Origin of the sequence: Haloarcula sp. CBA1131, assembly GCF_008728975.1 — an archaeon.
GTDB classification, from domain to species: Archaea; Halobacteriota; Halobacteria; order Halobacteriales; family Haloarculaceae; genus Haloarcula; species Haloarcula hispanica.
This window is the reverse complement of record NZ_RPCY01000001.1, coordinates 1,852,712-1,872,313: the sequence shown is the minus strand read 5'-3', so window position 1 is coordinate 1,872,313 and position 19,602 is coordinate 1,852,712. Positions and strand designations below refer to the sequence as shown.

Annotated in this window: 16 protein-coding genes, 1 tRNA gene and 1 pseudogene; 10 read left to right on the top strand and 8 right to left on the bottom strand. The window is 57.7% G+C overall.

Features of this window, described 5'->3' with window-relative positions; genetic code table 11:
* Positions 1–37 precede the first annotated feature (37 nt).
* Positions 38–2,116 (bottom strand): hypothetical protein, encoded by a 2,079-nt coding sequence (locus tag Har1131_RS09580; protein ID WP_151147238.1) that lies wholly within the window; start codon positions 2,114–2,116, stop codon positions 38–40.
* 209 nt (positions 2,117–2,325) lie between these two features.
* Here Har1131_RS09580 and Har1131_RS09575 point away from each other — a divergent pair, with 209 nt between their 5' ends.
* Entirely contained in the window at positions 2,326–3,339 is a 1,014-nt protein-coding gene (locus tag Har1131_RS09575; RefSeq protein ID WP_014040465.1) for a DUF1616 domain-containing protein, read from the top strand.
* 115 nt (positions 3,340–3,454) lie between these two features.
* Positions 3,455–3,991, top strand: a complete 537-nt coding sequence (locus Har1131_RS09570) for a metal-dependent hydrolase (RefSeq protein ID WP_370455090.1) — start codon at positions 3,455–3,457, stop codon at positions 3,989–3,991.
* 474 nt (positions 3,992–4,465) lie between these two features.
* Here the strand turns inward: Har1131_RS09570 and Har1131_RS09565 are convergent, their stop codons facing one another.
* From Har1131_RS09565 to Har1131_RS09555, 3 genes are all read right to left on the bottom strand, one after another.
* Positions 4,466–6,130 carry a PGF-CTERM sorting domain-containing protein gene (locus Har1131_RS09565; protein WP_225308100.1) on the bottom strand — a complete coding sequence of 555 codons (1,665 nt, stop codon included), beginning with the start codon at positions 6,128–6,130 and terminating at the stop codon, positions 4,466–4,468.
* A 326-nt stretch (positions 6,131–6,456) separates the two neighbouring features.
* The gene (locus Har1131_RS09560; protein ID WP_044951851.1) at positions 6,457–7,734 is read right to left on the bottom strand and encodes a hypothetical protein; all 1,278 of its coding nucleotides are present in this window, start codon (positions 7,732–7,734) and stop codon (positions 6,457–6,459) included.
* Positions 7,735–8,357: 623 nt separating this feature from the next.
* A tRNA-Leu gene (locus Har1131_RS09555) sits at positions 8,358–8,441 on the bottom strand.
* Positions 8,442–8,647: 206 nt separating this feature from the next.
* Between Har1131_RS09555 and Har1131_RS09550 the strand changes: the two genes are divergently transcribed.
* From Har1131_RS09550 to Har1131_RS09535, 5 genes and pseudogenes are all read left to right on the top strand, one after another.
* Positions 8,648–9,130 (top strand): DUF309 domain-containing protein, encoded by a 483-nt coding sequence (locus tag Har1131_RS09550; protein ID WP_014040469.1) that lies wholly within the window; start codon positions 8,648–8,650, stop codon positions 9,128–9,130.
* A gap of 45 nt (positions 9,131–9,175) precedes the next feature.
* Positions 9,176–9,964 carry a succinylglutamate desuccinylase/aspartoacylase family protein gene (locus Har1131_RS09545; RefSeq protein WP_014040470.1) on the top strand — a complete coding sequence of 263 codons (789 nt, stop codon included), beginning with the start codon at positions 9,176–9,178 and terminating at the stop codon, positions 9,962–9,964.
* A gap of 147 nt (positions 9,965–10,111) precedes the next feature.
* Positions 10,112–10,225: pseudogene (locus Har1131_RS22650) on the top strand (IS200/IS605 family transposase); the annotation flags it as partial.
* Positions 10,226–10,282: 57 nt separating this feature from the next.
* Positions 10,283–10,762, top strand: a complete 480-nt coding sequence (locus tag Har1131_RS09540) for a YbaK/EbsC family protein (RefSeq protein WP_151146090.1) — start codon at positions 10,283–10,285, stop codon at positions 10,760–10,762.
* A gap of 211 nt (positions 10,763–10,973) precedes the next feature.
* Positions 10,974–11,540: a hypothetical protein gene (locus tag Har1131_RS09535; protein WP_050038131.1), complete on the top strand. Its 567-nt coding sequence runs from the start codon at positions 10,974–10,976 to the stop codon at positions 11,538–11,540.
* Between the two features lie 52 nt (positions 11,541–11,592).
* On the opposite strand, the gene Har1131_RS09530 is transcribed toward Har1131_RS09535, so the two are convergent.
* A complete protein-coding gene (locus Har1131_RS09530) occupies positions 11,593–12,360 on the bottom strand; it encodes a hypothetical protein (protein ID WP_175055158.1) in 768 nt (255 codons plus the stop codon).
* Positions 12,361–12,418: 58 nt separating this feature from the next.
* Positions 12,419–12,940, bottom strand: a complete 522-nt coding sequence (locus tag Har1131_RS09525; RefSeq protein ID WP_050038132.1) for a metal-dependent hydrolase — start codon at positions 12,938–12,940, stop codon at positions 12,419–12,421.
* A 369-nt stretch (positions 12,941–13,309) separates the two neighbouring features.
* On the opposite strand from Har1131_RS09525, the gene Har1131_RS09520 reads away from it, so the two are divergent.
* Positions 13,310–13,549 carry an antitoxin VapB family protein gene (locus Har1131_RS09520; RefSeq protein ID WP_050007776.1) on the top strand — a complete coding sequence of 80 codons (240 nt, stop codon included), beginning with the start codon at positions 13,310–13,312 and terminating at the stop codon, positions 13,547–13,549.
* Positions 13,550–14,260: 711 nt separating this feature from the next.
* Here Har1131_RS09520 and Har1131_RS09515 read toward each other — a convergent pair.
* Entirely contained in the window at positions 14,261–14,848 is a 588-nt protein-coding gene (locus Har1131_RS09515; RefSeq protein ID WP_050007777.1) for a hypothetical protein, read from the bottom strand.
* Between the two features lie 1,351 nt (positions 14,849–16,199).
* Between Har1131_RS09515 and Har1131_RS09510 the strand changes: the two genes are divergently transcribed.
* Positions 16,200–17,417 carry a Cdc6/Cdc18 family protein gene (locus tag Har1131_RS09510; RefSeq protein WP_129755206.1) on the top strand — a complete coding sequence of 406 codons (1,218 nt, stop codon included), beginning with the start codon at positions 16,200–16,202 and terminating at the stop codon, positions 17,415–17,417.
* A 94-nt stretch (positions 17,418–17,511) separates the two neighbouring features.
* On the opposite strand, the gene Har1131_RS09505 is transcribed toward Har1131_RS09510, so the two are convergent.
* Complete coding sequence (locus Har1131_RS09505) at positions 17,512–18,651, bottom strand: glycosyltransferase family 4 protein (RefSeq protein WP_151146083.1); 1,140 nt, start codon at positions 18,649–18,651, stop codon at positions 17,512–17,514.
* A 134-nt stretch (positions 18,652–18,785) separates the two neighbouring features.
* Between Har1131_RS09505 and Har1131_RS09500 the strand changes: the two genes are divergently transcribed.
* Complete coding sequence (locus Har1131_RS09500; protein WP_151144778.1) at positions 18,786–19,421, top strand: IS6 family transposase; 636 nt, start codon at positions 18,786–18,788, stop codon at positions 19,419–19,421.
* Positions 19,422–19,602 lie beyond the last annotated feature (181 nt).

The window sequence follows — 19,602 nt, the reverse complement described above, 5'->3', positions numbered from 1 at the left end:
CTCTAGACACACCTGGAGTGTCCATGACGATTGGCGGTCACTGGTCCCCGTTCGACTTGATCTTGCGGGCGCGTTCGACGGCCGCCTCCGCGCGTGACGGATCAACCGATGTCGGTGCGAACGCCGCCGTCTCGAAGGCTTCGACCACCGTTTCGATATCCGCCATGCGTTCCTCGGGAACGCCGTGTTCCTGGCTCTGCTGGAGGAGTTCCCAGTGTGTCGCCCCCTCGTCAATACCGTTTTTCACCGCTAGCTCATCGTGGACTGCAGTGTACGCTACCATCGCTGCGGCGTCGTAGTCCCCGCCATCCAGATATGTATCGACGCGGTCCGCAAACGTCGGACTCGTCGCGTTCGATGGCGTCGTCGCCTGGTCGGGTCCACTCATCGATACCTCAGTTGCCTCCACTGAGGAAGTCGCGTTCACATCCTGGGATTGGCGGCGCCGCGACACGATAAACCAAGCCCCGACGACAACTGCAAGCGCTACCCCGCCGCCCAGGACGGGCAGCCAGCTGTATCCGATGATCCCGTTCCCAAAGGCTACTTCCGGGTTCTCGTCAGAGCCGAACAGTATCGCTACCAGGGTATCGATAAGCAGATCTCTGTCCGAATCGGAGCCGACCGGTGGGTTTCCGCCGCCGGCTCCTGCGGCCAGCGTTGTCGTTGCGGTCGCGTTACCGAGGTTCGAACTCGGTTCGTCGTACGTAGCGGTAACGGTAACTGTCTCGTTTTTCTGCGGATATTCGAGGACGGTCTGGAACGACCCGTTCCGGTTCGTCTCGACGAGTTGGGTGCCGCCAGCACCGACCTGCAGGCGTACCGGGCGACCCGCGACAGGGTCCCCGGCAACGGTCTGGAGTTGCCCCCTGGCAAGGGCCCCATCATCCGTGCGTGACGCACTCACGGAGAGGGTCGTCTGAGTCTCGACGACGACAACAGGGGTCTCCGACTGGACGCCCGCAATCGCTCGGTTTTCGTACGGAACCCGAGCGACAACTACACGCTCACCGTCGTTTACCGACGCTGGGGCTCGGGTCGATGCTGTCGCCGTTCCGTTCGGTCCGGTCGTCGTTCGTGCAACGACAGTATCACCAACGGTGAACTCGACCGGTACTCCGTCGACACCTCTCGACTCGACTGTCACGGACGCCGTGGCGTCGAGTCGGTCGCCGTACCCCACCGTCCCCGGTGCGATTTCGCTCGTCGCGTTCGGCGTCACCTGTTTCACATCAATCGTGAACGTGGTGTCGTCGGACAGGTACACCGAGTCGGTATCCGGGACGTACTCGACCGGGACGGACTGCGACCCGAGTCTGGCTGAGCGTGGCCGGTACTGGGATTCGAACACACCGCTGGCATCAGTTCGAACAGTTTGTGTCCGGTTCCCGATCCTGAGTTCGACCACCTCGTCTGCGATGACCGAGCCGTTCTCAGTCCGTATCTGGCCGGAGACCGTTCCGGGATCGCTGAACGATGCAGTCGAGTCTATCGCCTGAACTGTGAGCGTCGTCCCAACGAGTGTCTCTTCGCGGATAACCGCCTGCGTCGTCGTAATGTTCTCTGTCGTCTCATTGATCTCGGTCTGTCCCGAAGAGAGGTCGACAGACGTGGTGTTCTCTATCCGTTCGAAGTTCCGGTTCAGTTCTCGGCTCCTATCGCTGATGTTCGACGCCGTTCGCTCCATCGCACGCGCAGTGATGCGGGCCTTGCTTTCGTTACCGCGCTCGCGTGCCGCCTGATACGCCGTATATTGCTGGCGGTACCGCTGTACCTCGTTCGTGAGATTCCGCTGGTTCTCGCTCGCGGCCTCGAACTCCCTTGCAGCGGTGTCGTCCGTAGCCGAGGACGTGTCACCGGCAACGTCGACGTACTGCTCTAGACGCTTGTCGTAGTCGTCGCCGAGGACCGACCGAGCCTGGTCGTACTGGTCGTTCGACAGCGCAATACTGCTGTTTTCCAGCCGCCCCCCCATCGTCCGAGCTAACCAGGCGGCCGTTTCGTCGCTGTACTCGCCGTCCGATACCGAATCCGGGTTTTCCTGTTGCGTCTCGTTGTCGTCCGTCGGCGTCTCCACCTGCCGGTTCAGAGCCGGACCCCCATCGTCGGTCCCCATCGCTGCCACCCCACCAGCACCCGCTGTAAGTCCAAGTATTGTCAGGGTGACGAACACGGCCCACGACTGGCTCCGGAACACACCGAGTTATTCCGCTGGTTTGATAAAATGCGTTCGGTTGACTCACCGGAGTCGGTCGCAGTCACGTACCGTGGCAGAGAGGGACGCAATCAGCTATTTTTTTACCGTGCCGACATGACTCATTGCCAATGGCTGAAACCCAGACGTGGAAACTACTCTTGCCACGTCAACTCCGCCACCTCCCGGCCGATCTGGCAGGCGTTATCGGCGTGGTGATTCTGACGAATCTGGCTGCCCTGCTGCCGGTCATCTCCGACACGCCGGTCCGCATCGTCGCCGGGCTCGTGTTTGTCCTCTTCATTCCCGGCTATGCGTTCATCGCAGCGCTGTTTCCGGAGGCCGGGAGCGGACCCACGGCCGACGACGAGACCGTTTCGGATCCACGAGCCGACGGAATCGACGGTATCGAACGGGTCGCACTCTCGTTCGGACTCAGTATCGCCCTCGTTCCCTTGGTCGGCCTGGTATTGAATTTCACGCCGTGGGGTATCCGCCTGCTTCCGATTCTCGTGTCGCTCAGCGGGCTGACGCTCGTGTTGACCGCTGTCGCGGCTGTTCGACGCTGGGCGGTACCCGCTGACGAACGGTTTCGTGTCCCGTATCGTGCGTGGCTCAGTGCCGGACGTGCGGAGTTGTTCTCGCCGGCCTCACGGACGGACGCGGTCCTGAACGTGCTGTTGGTCCTGAGCATCCTGCTTGCGGCCGCCAGCGTCGGCTACGCGGTCACGGTACCAAAGGACGGCGAGCGGTTCAGCGAGTTCTACCTGCTGACCGAAGACGAAGACGGGGAACTCGTCGCTGACGGCTATCCGACGGAGTTTCAGCAGGGCGAAGGTCGCTCGTTGATCGTCGGTATCGGGAATCAGGAACACGAACGGACAGAGTACACCGTAGTCGCCGAGTTACAACGCGTCGAGCGCGTCGGCAACGAAACCCAGGTCCGGGAACGGTCGGAACTTCGGCGCTTCCAGCCGACCCTGGGCCACAACGAGACCTGGCACCGCCAGCACGAAGTGACGCCCGAGATGACTGGGGAGGGGCTTCGGCTCCAGTACCTGCTGTACCGCGGGTCACCACCTGAGACCGTGGACCAATCGACTGCGTACCGGGAAGTCCACCTCTGGGTGAACGTAACCGGCTGACCCAGGTTCTCGTAGCGAGCAGCGCTCCCCCAGGTAAAACAGGGACCGACTTACTGCCCATTCTTTTGAGATCTAACCCGGCAAACAGCTTTTCCTTGCCTGGATCATTGGTTTCATCGTGTACCCCGCAGGCCACTTCCTCCTCGCAGCCGTCCCGCTGACGGCATACATGGTGGCTCAGTGGCGTCGACTCCCGTCTGGGCCGATGGTACTGCTCTTGCTTGTTGCGACGCAACTCCCGGACGTAATCGACAAGCCGCTCGCGTGGACGGTCGCTATTCTTCCGAGCGGGCGTATGCTTGCCCATTCGCTGGTCGTCTCGCTACCCGTCCTCACCATCCTTGTACTGCTGGCTGCACGCCAGAGCTACGGACGGCACGCAGTGGTGTTTTCCGCCGGCTACCTCTCACACATCGCCGGCGACTTCTATCCGATTGTGCGGCTCGGGACGGACTACTACTTCTTTCCGAACCTGTTCTGGCCGCTGTTGTCGGCAACCCCCGATAGAACGCCGTCGTTTGCGGCGCATTCGCCCGACAGTCTACTCTCGCTTGCCGTCCCTGTGATCGTCTTCGGACTGGCCATCAGCTACAGCCTCGTGACGGTGTACTGGAGATACGAGCAGGTCTCAGCCGAAATACCACAACGGTAAAGCGTTCGCGGCCAACGGTCGTTGCTACTGAAGCAGTGGGTCTCAAGCGGCGGATTTCGAACTACCCGTCAGATATCAAAGCTACCGTTCCCGCCTCTGGAGATCGCGGAGTGAAGCTGAAACGCCTGTCTCAAACTGGGGTCGCCGATTCGATCGGTGCTTCGCCGCAGCTGACACAGATATACTCTTCGTCGACGGTGAGCACGACCGGTGAGTTACACTTGATGCACTTGATTTTCGCCGCACGGGATGGCTTTGCGTAGTCCCCCATTGTATGTACCTTACATAGCAATGTTATATGTAAAATGACATAAAATTACCCCTTTCAGCAATATTGTATCCGCAGCCGCTAGGAGGGGATAACTCAGTTATGCAGGAAAGCTAGCTCCGGCTAGTACACAACAGGAGAGAAATCCGTCAGAGAAAGAGATTCGTCAGAGAATAGACAAATGCCGCGTAAACTGTGGAAGTTCCTCAGTCCCGACGTGCCAAGAATCCAGCGCCTAGCAATGCTAGCACCGCGACGAGGACGGTGAAACCGGGGCCGCTCGAACTCGTGGTCTCGACCGAGCCCTCCGTTCCGGTTGTGTCTGTCTCATCAGGTTGCTGTGCCCCACCACCTGCGGTCGTGGCTGCTTCCGTTGGCACCTCTCCGTCTTCAGTCTCGACTGTCTCAGTGTCGTCGGTGTCGGTCGTAGCTTCGTCCTCAGTGTCTTCTTCAGTCCCCTCGGTATCGGAGTCGTCGTTCCCACTATCGTCATCGCTATCTCCGCTATCGCTGTCATCGCTCCCGTTATTGTTGTCGTCGTTGTCGTTGTTGTCGTTGTCGCCGTCACCGTTGTTGCCATCACTCCCGTCGTCGCCGCCGCCGTTGTTGCCATCACTCCCGTCGTCGCTATCGTCATCATCGTCGCCGGAATCGGTTTCATTCGACTGTGATAGCGTGACTGTCCCGGTCGCGGAGTTGATATCGTTTGAGTCTTCGCCAACAGCGACGTGAACGTACGTGTACGTCCCGTTTGGCCAGGAGTCGAGTGTTTCGACATCGACAGTGGTATCAGAGGTATCGGATACCGTCGTCGCCGAGGCGTGCATCACGTCGTCACCGGTCGAATCCGGCGATGCTTCGGAGAGAACGAACCCGAACAGCCCGATCAGTCCCGCTGACGGCATCGCTCCTGCTGCCGTCGAGTCCTCACCGGTGAGGGTAGCGTCATCGTCGGCCGACGAGACGCCGTTGACGCCGTCGAAGGAGTTCTCGACCGTGACCTGGTCTTCCGAGAAATTCTCATCGATTTCGCCGGTCACACGGACGGTGCTCGTCCGCTGTTGGAGTTCGTCCTCGTCGAGTAGCAACACAGCGTGCGTGACAGAGTCGTCCTCCAGTTCGGTCTCGATATCGAGCGAGACGTTATCGCCAGCGGTGATATCGTCGGAGGTCGCATCGACCGTCGACGGGCTTTCCTGAACCAGCGTCTGTTCGACGCCGACGACGGTCACGTTCCCATCGACCGAGACATTGTTGTCCGAAACGGACATGCCCTGTCCGTCATCGACAGTGACCAGGACGAAGCCGTAGGCACCGCCCGAGTCAGGCGTGTACGAGGTTTCGAGCGCACCGTTGTCATCTATCGAACCGACACCGTCCCCGTCGTCTAGCAGTTCGACCGAGTTGGCGTTGGAGTCGTTCGTAAAGATACTGGCCAGATCGGTTCTGATGCTACCTTCGCTAAACCCTGCTGAAGATGGGTTCTCAGAGAGTCTGACAGCGAGCAGTTGCGCCTCGTCACCAGCAAGTCCCGTCGTTCCAGCCCCAGTCGTTGATTCGAACCGAAGGTCTACTGATTCGCCCGTCTCGTGAATCGTGTACTCCTCCCTGTTGAGAGGGACGTCACCTGTCTGGGCAGACTCGATGTTGATGTACGTCTCCGGGGCTGCTATCGCCGTTGGGCCGGTGGAGGACGTCCGAAGCGGGAGCAGCGACCGTTCCCAGACATCCACGTTTTCCGTCACCGCTGTCGTTTGCCCTTCATCGACTGGCGTTGCCGCCGCCGACGTTACCGACAGGGGGGCGGCTAACACCAGCAGCACTGTGATCGCACAAATTACAGTGCGTTTTCCGTTTGTTGTTTTATACATTACTGAATTTTTTCGGAGGGGTGCGGTATAATTCTTATGCAGTGACATTCGACGCTACACAGTGTCATATGACGGTTACAAAACACGTACCTGCTGTCCGGGGATTTACAGCGCGAATCGTGAGTCGTGTCTCGGTAAATTACCTATTCGCATTCATGACAGGTTCCCGAGTTGATGGATTCCTTATAGTAAATGCTCGACAGCGGACCCGGGTTTAACAGCAATCGGCCAACAGTCGGCCGTGTCATCGAGTAGAATCTGCACACGTCGGCGCACAAAGAGGTGCTGTGTTCGGTGAACACCACCAGTAAAGGCCGCCCGATCAGTTACTCTCCGTCCTCTTCGTCGTCGTCCCCAGCATCACTCGGTCCGCCAGCGTTGTCCGGGGGACCGCCACCGTTGCCCGGGCCACCACCATTATCAGGGCCGCCGCCCGGACTCACTGCCACCGTGCCGGTATCCGAGTTGAGAGTCCCGGTTTCGTTACCGACTGCGACGTGGACGTACTGATACGCACCGTTTGGCCAAGAATCCAGGGTCTGGACCGTCACGTTGGCGTCAGCGTCACCGCTGACAATCGTTGCAGAGGCATGGATAACGTCCCCGCTAGCGTCCGATTCGGCCTCGGAAACCACCGTGCCGAACAGCCCCTGCAACCCGATTGCAGGTATCGACTGGTTCTCGGAGAGGGTGAAACTCCCCAGTCCAGTGTTGCTCTCAACCGTCCCAACACCGCTGATGTTATCGAAAGAATTCTCGACGGTGATCTGGTCAGCCGAGAAGCTCTCGTTCAGTTCGCCCGACACAGTCACCGTGCTCGACTGCCGCTGGAGTACGCCCTGTCGGACCAGCAGGACCGCGTGGGTGGCGTTTTCGTCTTCCATCTCAGTGTCGACAGCCAGCGTGACGTTGTCGCCGGGGTTGACCGGGTTCTGGGTCCGCTCGACGTTCGAGACGTTGTCCTGCACCACGGCCTGTTCGACACCGACGACGGTCACGTTCCCGTTGACGGAGACGTTACCGTCCGATACCGATAGCCCTTCATCGCCCTCGTCGACAGTCACCAGAACGAAGCCGTATGCGCCGCCCGATTCGGGGGTGTAGGACGCCTGCAGTTCGCCATCCTCGTCTATCGTGCCGACGTCTTCCGCGTCATCGAGTAGCTCCGACGACGTAGTGTCCGAGTTATTTGCGAAGACATCTTCGAGGGAAGCGCGGGAGATGTTACTGGCGTTTGTCTCTGCCGTAGTCGGTGCTTCATCCAACTTGACAGCCAGCAGTTGCGCCTCGTCGCCGGCAAGTGCCCTCGTTCCGGCACCGATTCTGGGTTCGAAGGACATGTTTATTGACTCGTTGCGCTCGTGGATCGTCATCGTCCGCTTGTTGAGCGGCAAGTCGCCAGTCGCAGCTGATTCGACGTTGAGGAACGTCCGCGGTGCCACTATCGTGGTCGGCCCTTCTGACGTCGTTCGGAGCGTGAGCGGGGACCGGTCCCACACGTCGACGTTTTCGGTCACCGAGAGCGACTGGCTCCCAGCGACGGGGGTTGCCCCAACAGTGGTCGTCACTGATAACGGACCAGCGAGTACCAACGCGACTGCCATGACGAAGATGACAGCCGGCGTTATTATTGGTGTTTTTATCATTACTGAAACATTACTGAAGCCTGTGGTATATTTCTTGTGCAGTGATACTATTCTGAGGCCTTTAGAAGCCTTCTGGGCCGAGATAGTACATGAACTGAGGTATAATTGATTGTTTTCCTGTAGTTATTGGTTTTTGATATATATTCACAAATAAGATGGTAACTAACCGATGCTAAAAGAGCCTAAATAATGTCTCAGTAACTGTAGTCCGCGTTTAGAGCGGTACTTACTGAACTGATCTGGGGCAATTCACGGGAGAGCCAGCTTCATCGGGCTGGTGTCACAGGGTGCCACATCGCTGAGACACGTCTCTAGCAGATCGGTTCGGAGAATTGCGAGGGAAGATCGCTCCGTGCGAGTCTTCCGGCACCGGTCGGCCGTCGTCTTCAGAGCGAGACACCATCGGGGTCGATGGCGTACTCGCGACCGTGACGATGGCCGCTCACTGTTTGCGAGGGACCGCGTCGGTCCAACAGTGCGAGGGAAGGGATTTGAACTACGCGGAGACGGGCAACCGCCTTCTCTCGTTCAAACCCTTCCGTGTGCATCCTTCGGCGCCGCGTTGTGCGGCCCCTATACGATGCGAGGGAAGGGATTTGAACCCTTGGACCCCTACGGGAGCGGATCTTGAGTCCGCCGCCGTTTCCTGGCTTGGCTACCCTCGCACGCGTAGTGCATTCGGTACACATGGCGGTACGGTATAAATGTCGTACGGAAGCGACTCAAGGCCGGTGGGACAGTATGTCAGTAATTGAAAGCGTTTGCGTACTGGCCGCACTGCCGCCGCGCGATCAGGTGGGCATTGCGTTCCAATGGCGACTGTCGCCGATAGAACCGGTGGTTTGACCCACCGTGAACAAGTAGCGTAGGCATGGACGACCACACGCGCGACCCGACCGTCGAGGCCCCCGACGGGAACCCTTCGGGCTGGCGAACCGACGGTCAATGGGAACACGAGACGCTCAGGCGGGCCGTCGTCCACGGCGTCCGTCTGTACAACTCCGGGGAGTTCCACGAATCACACGACTGTTTCGAAGACGAATGGTACAACTACGGCCGCGGGAACACGGAGAGCAAGTTCCTCCACGGGATGGTGCAGGTCGCCGCCGGCGCGTACAAGCACTTCGACTTCGAGGACGACGACGGGATGCGATCGCTGTTTCGCACATCGCTGCAGTACTTCCGTGGCGTCCCCAACGACTACTACGGCGTCGACCTGCTAGATGTGCGGACGACGGTGACGAATGCGCTGTCGGACCCGTCAGCGCTCCAGGGCTGGCAGATCCGTCTCGACGGCGAGTATCCGACGTGTCGCCCGGAGGACATCGAGTTCGCTGAGTCGCTCGAACATTGACCGAATCCGGATAATTCTAAAGGCTGGAAGCGTTAGCACGGACAGATGCGAATCGAGCAACTGGGAGACGGGGTTCCGGAGGTGGCCGTCGTGGGAAGCATCCACGGCGACGAACCGTGCGGTCGGGACGGCATCGAAGCCGTCCTTGCCGACCCACCGGAGGTCGAGCGACCGGTCAAGTTCATCATCGCGAACGAGGCCGCCCTCGACGCAAACAAGCGATATCTCGATACGGACCTCAACCGATCGTTCCCAGGCGACGCTGACAGCGAGTCCCACGAGACACGGCTGGCCGCGGCTCTCGCCGCAGAACTCCACGATTGCACCGTGCTTTCGCTGCACTCCACACAGTCCTACGACGGAATGTTCGCCCTCGTCGACGACCTCACGCCGGAAATGGAGGCACTCTGTAGCGCCCTCTCCGTGGACGCCGTCGTTCAGACGAAAGGCGCAAATGAGGGGCGATTGTTCGCGACGGTGGACTCAGTCGTCGAAGTCGAATGTGGCTATCAGGGCTCCGCGGAAGCCGCCGAGAACGCGGAGCAGGTCATCCGGGAGTTCCTCGCTGCCACTGGAGTCACCGCGGAGTCACCTCAACAACGGGAGACGTCACTCCCAGTGTTCCAGCTTGGCGAGCCGATTCCGAAGGCAGCAGCAGAACAGTACGAGGTGTTCGTCCGGAACTTCGAGCCGGTGCCAGAGGGTGACCCTGTGGCAGCAGCCGACGACGAAACTGTCGTCGCGGAGGAGGCCTTCCACCCGGTGTTGCTCTCAGCCTACGGCTACGAGGACGTGTTCGGCTTTACCGCGGATCAGATCGGGATGCTTGACTGAGACGGGTTTGCCGCGGGGTTCCGGTCCGGTCGTGACTTCACCGTCGGATTAGTCATCATTCTGGGCGACGACTTCGTACGAGGTGTACTCGATCTTGTCCGAGTCGCCCGAAAGCACCGGATCGAGTAGCTCGTCCTCACAGCATGAGAGATGCGGGAACAGCACGAACCGTTCTTGCAGGGGTATTTGTGGGGCGGTTGATTCTGGGAGGAATCGTGCTACGTTAGGACGGCAGGCGACGTTTCGACCGATACGATTGAGCTATCGTCCTGTTCGTCTTCGTCCCCGTTTTTACAGAGAGAGGTGTACAGAAGAGGTATGCACGAACGCGCTTCGGAATTTGCGGACCGGGCCCGTGACCGATACGGGGTTGACCTCGATGTCTCGGAATTCGAGTCGGGAACGGAAACAGCCGCAGCGGCCGCCGAGGCCATCGGCTGCGAGACGGCCGCCATCGCATCGACCATCGTCGTCGCACTTGCAGGCAGCAATCGCGACGGTGACCTCGTCGCCGCAATCACGAGCGGTGCGAACCGTCTTGACCTTGACGCGGTCGCGAACCACTACGGTGCAGAAACCGCGTCGATGGCCGACCCGGGCGACATTCGGAGCGTCGTCGGCTGGAGCATCGGCGGCGTCCCCCCGATCTGTCACGATACGGCCCTCCCGACCACGGTCGACCCGACACTGACCCACTACGACGTTGTTCACGCTGCCGCCGGCACGCCGAGCGCGGTGTTTGCGGTCGAACCGGACCGGTTGGTGGACCTCGCCGACGTCGTCGACCTCACAGAGTAGCGCCGACGGTGCGACCATCCGTCGTTTCAGGCTTGTTGGCACTCAGACCGGGGGTCGAGTACTGGCCGCGGAACCGGCCGGTCAGTACCCGGGGAAACAGCCGACAGACGGACGAAACACAGCAGGAGCGGTTGTATCGCCAGCTGCGATGACAGATCGCGAACATACAGAAGAGGTTTACAACCGCAGATGAAACCGAGAAGACGCTACTATGCCCTCCAAGCAAGCCGTTAGTAGTCTCGGGAGTCTACTCGCCGTACTCGGACTCTCCGGGGTCGCAACAGCACAGCCTACAGCCTCGGGTGGGAGTCTTAGCCCGGCGCTCGAAGTCGTTCTCCGATTCGGTGTCGGGTTCGTTATTCTTGCAGTATTAGGTGCTGCAGCCGCCGCTATCGGCCCGAAGTATACGACTAACGCCGTGCGGGAGATTCAGGACGACCTCGGCGGCGCAATCGGCTGGGGAGTTCTCGTCGGCATTTTCCTCCCCATCGGGCTGGTGATACTCGCGCTGACGGTTATCGGCGCTCTGATCTCGATCCCCGGGCTGCTTCTCATCGGCATCCTGGGTATCATCGGTACCGGCATTACTGCCGTCTGGGTCGGGAACTCGGTTATCGGCGATGACGGGACCGTGAGCGCAACAGATGGCGTCGCTGGCGGACTGTTACTGGCCGTCCCGTTCGCAATTCCGGTCGTCGGTGGCCTCCTCCTCAACCTCATAACGCTCGTCGGCCTCGGTGTCGTCGGCCGCGGGCTGTACGAGGACTGGACGGACTGAGCGAGTTTCTCGCCCACCGTTCAGCGGTTTCTCTCTGTTGCTGACGAGTGGGTCAGCTGGCACCGGGACAGCCGAGTTCGTAGGGGTCGTCGTACACCTCCGGTGGTACCGAGATTTTGGTCGGTTCGTCGAAGTCAGTGTACCTGAGCGTAATTGTCGCGGTTGCGGTCGCGCCTCGCTGTGAGATTTGTAGTCGGAGTTCCGATTTTACTGGCCTGTTTGTTTCCGGGTCGAGCCAGAGTCGCGCCGTCGCGTTCTCAAGCGAGCCGCGGTTGAGCGCCATGTCGCCAGCCTGTCGGCGATTCATCAGTGACTCGATGGTCTCGGCGCTCGGGGACGCCGTGACGAGGACAGTCCGGTTGCCGTCGAGCGTCTCGTTGCCCCGCCAGTAGACGTTCGAGCGTTCGAAGAGCAGTACTTGCCGATGGAGCGGTGTCGCGGTTGCCCACGGCTCGGAGCGCGAAACGTTCTCGACGCCGTAGCCGTCCCAGGGTTCCTGACAGCCCTGGTACGCTTTGTACCCATCGACGAAGGACTCGACCGTCTGGTCTTGCATCCGTGTCGTCGCCTGCATCCGTTTTTCCGAGACGTTCACCGCACCCTCACCGTCGACTCTCACGGTCCGTGACTGCTCACCATCCGACGCAGTTACGTGCATATCCATTCCGAATCGGTACGCTTTGACGGTGGCGACAGTGCTGTTCGCCTCCTCGACGGCCGCGACGGCTCGTTCGTCGCTCGGCGGCGGACTATCTCCCACGAATGTGCCACACCCAGCGAAGAGGGCAACGAAGCAGACGGCGAGGACCAATCGTCGCATACAATACCGTCGTTCGCCCGTCGGTCTAAAACGTCATGGATCCGACTTGTGATACCCCTCAAAACAATCTGAAGTCAAGTTGGGTCTGCAGGTCCATTACTAGAATATACGCCGCCAGTGCGAGAACGAGCACCGAAAACCCGGTCCAGAGGTGGAGATTTACTGCACCCTCGCCGACCCACTGTGGGACCGCCGGGCGCACAACGGGCGGCTGGAGCGGCCAGAGCAAGTCCGACGACACGTACGGGTCCGGGCGAAGGAGCTGTCGGTTATCGGCCACCAGATGTGAGAGATGGGCGAAGGCAAACGCCGCCCCAAGTCTAGTCCGATCCGTTCGGACCGCGTATGCGACGACGGCAATCGAGAGCGGAATCGCGAACGGAAGCGAGTGCATAAATACCCGCCCGGAGGGGATCAATTGGAGTTCGTACGCCAGTGGCTTGTCGATGAGATCCGGGAACTGGCTGCCGAAGAACGTCACTGCCAGTAAGTGAAGCGTTGGGAGCTGTCGATCGCGGAGGAGGGCGTATACTGCGACGGGAAGGAGGGCGATGATGAAATGTTCGATTGGGAGGACCATTCTCTGACTCGGTAGTAGTGCTACGTTGATGTGGGAGGAAATACCTTGTGTGGGAGGGAAGACTGCGTGTCACATGGCATTCTATTAACGAACAGCCAGTGCGCCCGCTGTAGTGATTCCCCACCGTGTCGAGTGCTTTCCAATTGATTCATACGGGCCTCGTGGGAAGCGGTACTCTATCGCTCTCCTACCCAGTCGCCGTCTCGTCGAGTGTCTCGAATGTCCTCTGTATTGGTATCTGAACCCGGGACACTCGACGTAGCGTAGTACTGCAATCACAACCTTGTTGCAGGATATCAGGTCCCTCAGCCAACTCCACGACAGTACACAGTCGCCCAAATAAATAGATACACAGAAAGTCAGACACAGATGCCGAGTAAAACAATCAGTCTCAAAGAGGAAACATACGAGCGGTTGCGTCGTAAGAAAGGCGAAGGTGAGAGCTTTAGCGACGTTATTGATCGTATCCTTACCGAAGAGGAACATCCACTGTATGGATTGGTCGGGTTGGCAGAAGATGACGAAGTAGCGCAGATTCAAGAGAAATCCCGCTCATTCCGTGATGATGTCGATAGACGCATCAACGATGAGAGCCAGATTGAACAGTGATTCTCGATGTATGCTTTTTGACTGATTTACTCGCTGAGGACGCCGGAGCAGTTGCAAAACTCGATGAGATCTCCGATGAACTACTTGTTGTCCAACCCTAGTCTATACCGACGTCGGGATCGGTATCGACCCAACGACAACGACTGGCCAACAGTTCGATGAGATTCTCGACGACAGTCCGTTAGTGCCATACGATAGCGAAGCTGCGCGTCGTGCCGTGGACGTTCAACGTGATCTTGCTCGCTCCGGGGAACAGATTGGTGCTGTCGAGGCAATGATCGCGGGGATTGCTGTTGGCCGTGATGAACCAGTCGTCACGCGCAATGCCGGTGAATTTGCTCGGACGCCTGTTCGCGTCTCGCCGTACTGAGGATGTGTTTAGATTTCGAACGACGGCCGCAGAGAGACAGAAAGCCCTGGCTGGTTGAGGTCGGGGGACTTGCTCAGTACAGTCGTGATGGTCAACAAGCGCAGGTTCGAACACCAGATTTCCGGAGTGTTCTGGTAGCAAATATACCCGATCTGATGGCTGGAACTAGCTCGATAGCACCAGGGATATCCATTGACCGTTGAGACACACACCCGATTCGGAGTTAGTTCAGTTCTCAACTTCGTGAGGCAGGGCTATGCTTCAGCAGCTATCTTTGTAGACATCTGAGTGTCTAACTGGGTGTCAAGTGTGTCTCTGGGCACAGGAATTGAACTGAGGAGTTACGTGTCCTTCTGAATCGAACCGCCGAACTCCTCTTCGAATCCCTCGACGAGACGCGCGACGCCCGACTGAAGCGAGAATTTGGCGTCTTCTTTCGCTTCACGGAGGTGCTTCGCCTGCGTCCCCGACGTTTCCCCTGCCATATCGTCAAGTTCGATGACAAGCGCTTCCAGTGTCTCCTCATCGTCAAGCGCGTCGTAGGTTCGAAACACGTCTTTCAAGCCACGCTTGGCCGCTTGTCTAACACGGCCATCGTCGTCCGTGAGCGCCTCTAGTAGAAAGCCACACAGTGCATCTGTCTGGTCTTGGAAAGTTGCTTCGTCGATAGCGATAGATCGGTCGTCATTGTCGAGTGCCGCTACGATCGGAAGTCCAGGTACAAGCTGGTCTGCGACGCGGACAACTGACTGCCGGACGTATCCATCGTCGGCCGCCTCATACAGTTGGACTACCTCGTCGAAGCAGCTGTTGAAGAGTTCGCTCCGCTCGCTGAGACTCATATCGCTAATATCGTCAATAACGTCGTTGACGCGGTCCGATTCACCGGATTCGAGTTCTGGTGCGAAGTCTGACCACCGCTGGTGCATGGTTAGTGTTACTCTTTCCACTTACTAACACCTAATCAATAAGGCGTCAAGCGTCTCCGTGTACGAGTCAGCCGTGGGTTATGAACAGCTATAGTAGCCATTGCAAATCAATGTACACCTGATCGCACGATGGCAGTGTGATCTGTGTACATCGTTTCAATTGTTACTATAGGGACAACCGGAGCAGTACGTTGCAATCACATACTGGCTCGAAAAGCGATAACGGTCCGTATGACACATGGCGACCAGAAGCCTGTTCCTGCTACCACATGTCCAGTGTCTTTTGTAGCAGTTGGACGACCTCGTATCGAGGACAGCTCAGTGACTCCGATCAAGACGCTGTTGTACTTCCTTGAAGATACCCATGTGGCCTACCGTTTTGCTGATTGTCTCGATACAGGGAGTGGATTCGCAGCAAGAGCGTACTCGTAGTACCGTCCTCCAACGTCGTCTGTATCCTACTCAACCCAACTGGTGATTCCCAGCATGGCGAGCTCGTGTAGGTAACCTTGCATCCACCGAGGGAAGAGTGCACCTGTCACCGCCCGGTGGTGAATGACGTCGTACCGCGCTCGAATCGCTCGTGTCCGGACTGTCGTATCGCTTCCCTCGTGAGCTCTCATATGGACTACGCGGCTGCTGCCGTGGGTGGTGCTTTGGGGTTGATCTGCCGTTGGTACAGGTGTGCTGGTCCTGCCTGACTGGCGGAAAGCTTGTCCCGGACACACCTGATACCGAGTGTACTGGCTGGTTGTCATTGTCTGTCCGATAGATTCTCGTCTCAGACACACCCCACACCGAGTGAAAGATCGGATCTCCACAGCGTCTCTGATGAGCGGCAAGTAAGCGGGTTTCGGGACGAAAAGCGGACTGAGACAAAAGCCGCGAAGTTGCGGGTTGCATCGAATATGCAACCCGACTGCGTTTTATAATAGTCCACAAATGGATCTCGCAGGCACGCACCAAGTACCGAGTGTACTGACCGCTGATCGTCGTTGACAGAGAGATACTCGTCATGAGCGGATCATGAACCGAACGTAAGCTGTGTATTCTCGGCCAGTCGTTCGGCGTTTACTGTAAGTAGACGCTGCGCCAGTGGTGAAATGAGGGTAAGGGACTCCGATCTAGATATAGTCCATCGTGGACTGCATGCCTTCCCGCGCGTGACTTCAAGTAGCCTAGTGTGGGCAGTAGGCGATTACACTCGGTAGAGGGTGTGTGACACCCCACTCAGACATATATAAATTTATGTGAAAAGCTACTAAAATGGTTTTAGACGGGTTTTACTAAACTTCACTCGTTGCTTGGTCGCTGCACTTATCATACAGGGACGGATTTGATAGAGTAAATAATGTCAGACTCAGATGAAGATGATAATATCTTCAAAACCGGCGGAATATTTGCTAACAGGGAACTGGTACGCGTCGGCCACGTCCCCGATCTGGAGCGAGTCGTTGGGCGGGACGACGAAGTCAGCGCTATCGGGCAAGCACTCGGTCCAGCAACGGTCGGCGGCCCACCGGAGAGTACGATCATATACGGCAAGACCGGAACCGGAAAGTCACTCGTTGCGAGGTGTGTGTCTCGTGAGGCTCACTTCGAGGCACAGGCAAACGATATCTCGTTTCAGCAGGCGTACGTCGACTGCTCCGATTATCAGACCGACGCAAAGGCAAGCCGGGAGATGGCACGCAAACTAGTGGCGAGCCTCGACGCAGATATCGACGTCCCGCGTGTCGGGATCGGAGCCACCGACTACCGTGACATCACCTGGGACCTACTTGAGGAGTACAACATTAACTCACTGGTCGTCATTCTCGATGAAATCGACAAGTTAGACGATGATGAACTGTTACGCAGCCTCTCTCGGGCTCGCGAGAGCGGGAAAGCAGAGACACACGTCGGCGCCATCTGCATCAGTAACAAGATCGAATATCGCGAGCGCTTGAGCGAACGCATCGACTCAAGTCTGCAGGAGAACGAACTCGTCTTTGACCCGTATGATGCCGGCCAATTACGGGCAATTCTAGACAACCGGACGGATGCCTTCGAACCAGACGTGTTGGAGCCCGATGTGATCCCGAAGGTGGCGGCTCTCTCAGCCAAAGAACACGGGGATGCACGGAAAGCGATCGATACGCTATACGAAGCTGGCCGTCTCGCTGAGAAACAGGGGACGGAGACAGTCACAGTCTCGCACGTCGATGACGCCGTCCAGCAAGCAGAGGTGAACCGCTTCGAGAAACTCGTGCGTGGGACGACGCCGCATGTGAAATACATCCTCCGAGCGCTGGCGCTACTTACCGTCGACAACCCAGCTCAGGAAGCTTTTCGAACTCATCAGATCTATACGCTTTATTTAAAGGTCGCTGAGCAGGCTGGAGCGGATCCACTCTCCGAGGATCGCGTGTACCGGCTGCTGAAAGAACAGTCGTTTCTCGGGGTGACTGAGTCGAATCACACAGGGGGTGGACAGGGTGAAGGGAGCTACCTGGAACATCGACTGCTTCGGGATCCAGAGGTTGTCATCCAAGCCATTGAGAGCTCAGCGACGGGCGGGGACCCATGACGATGTTTCACTCGTTACGAGGTGTGTGGGTCGGCTTCGATATTAAACCGCAGAGGGGAGCCAAAGCGCAGTTCCGTTTCCGCTAGAGTTCCTGTTACCACGACCCGTCAATAGCTCGCTGATAGACGGTTTCGGCCTGATCTGCAACCGCATCCCAGTCGTATTGCTGTGCACGTTCGACGGGATCCGTCGCTGGGCGGTCACCACCTAAAATATCATCGAGCGTTTCTGTGAGCGAGGCAATGGTAGGTTCTACGAGGAAGCCGGCGCCGTCGATGACCTCGTCTGCCGCCGAATCTGGGTGGTCAGCAGCAATCACGGTGCAGTCGGCGGCCATCGCCTCGACGAAGGTAATTCCGAATCCCTCTCTTGTTGAGGGAGACGCGAATATGTCTGCGGCCCGCATATGGCCGAGAACATCCTCGTACTCTTCGAGAAAGCCTAACATCGAAACACGGTCGGCGTGTGTCAGTGATTCGCGTTTGGTATCCAGCCGGTCACGCTCCGGGCCGTCACCGATGATACCTAGCGTGACGTCATGCCTGTCGGCGACTGCATCGAATGCCTCTAGCAGAATGTCGACGTTCTTGTGCTCGATCAGTCGACCTGCGAAGACGATGTCGTAGCCGGTGTCGTGGCGGGGGGCCGTCTGGACCTGCTCGGTATCGAGCCCGTTTGGCACGACTTCGATGTGCTCACGGCTCGGGCCGATGGCAGCGAGGTTGTCCGCTGTGATGCCTGAAACCGCGATCGGATGCTGGGGCGTCTTGGCCGTGAGTTGTTCGACGAGTTTGCCACCCGGAGCGAGCGGGCCAAGGTACTCCTCCCAGTAGTCGCCCCAGACCTCGTGCCAAGTCGTGACCACTGGTGTGCTAGTCCCGAGGCTAGCAAGCTTCGTCGAGAGAACTGGAAAATACGGGAAGACGCTAGCGATCGCAAGGTCGTGTTCATCGTTGCTGAGACGTCGACGGAGCGGAGGGAGTGCGCGAGCCGCAAAGTCGATGGCCTCGGTGATGGACCGGCGGTCGTCTTCGTAGAGCTCTGCTTCGGGGGCGACCGCACGGAGGGTCATTCCCTCGTGTGTGGTCTCTGCCGGTCCGTCCCAGAAATGTCGGCCGTAGATGGTGATGTCGTGGCCCTCGTCAGCGAGGCGAGTGCCGATTTCGTGGATTCGCTTTTCTGCACCCCCGGTGATGAACGGATATATTACATTACTTACAAAGCAGACATCCATCACTATGTGAATGTCATTTCCCATAGGGCCATCTTGAATACTCTGTTTCAGTGGAGAGAAATATACAGGTCCGGATTAGGCGGTCGTGTTTAGTTAAGCATCAAAAGTGAGGCGGGAGAATTTCTTGGTGGTTCATGCCAGAAATCGCCCGCCTCAGCGGTAGTAGAGACTGGATTGATTTGGATTTTGTGGAGCGCAAGCGGACACCCGAGCGTGCGATGAAGCTCGGTATTCAGATGCATATGGCTGGACTATCACTTTCGAATACCATATCTATTCTTGATATTTTGGGTGTCAAACGCTCTCGAAAAGCTATCCACGATTGGGTACAGAAAGCCGATCTACAGCCAGTCAGCGGTAAATCACCGAATCAGGTTGCGGTCGACGAAACGGTGATTCGAATCAACAACCAGCAGTTCTGGCTGTACGCCGCTGCAAATCCACAGACAAACGAAATTCTCCATTTGCGGTTGTTTTCGACTACTACAACCGCTCTTACCGAGATATTTCTCAAAGAATTGCAGCAAAAACATGACGTCGAAACCGCCGTTTTTCTCGTCGATGGCGCGAAACATCTCCGAGCTGCACTGCAACGATTCGGGCTCCGATTTCAGACAGAACGCCACGGAAATCGGAATGCTGTCGAACGTGTCTTCCGAGAAGTAAAACGACGAACTTCTTCGTTTTCAAACTGTTTCAGTCACGTCGAACCGAAGACAGCTGAAAATTGGCTCCAGAGTTTCGCTCGCTGGCACAATGCTCCAAACTAAACACTACCGGAAGAGTCAAGTTATTTCACAATTAGCATACCTTTATGTCAGAAATACTTAGAAGTGTCACTTTTTTCACTATCTATGGTCACCCTAAGGAAGGTCACTCAGCTTACGAGTCTCTTTGGAAAACTATGCTTTTGAACAGTCAAATCCCTTGTGATCAGTACAAATCAGTCCA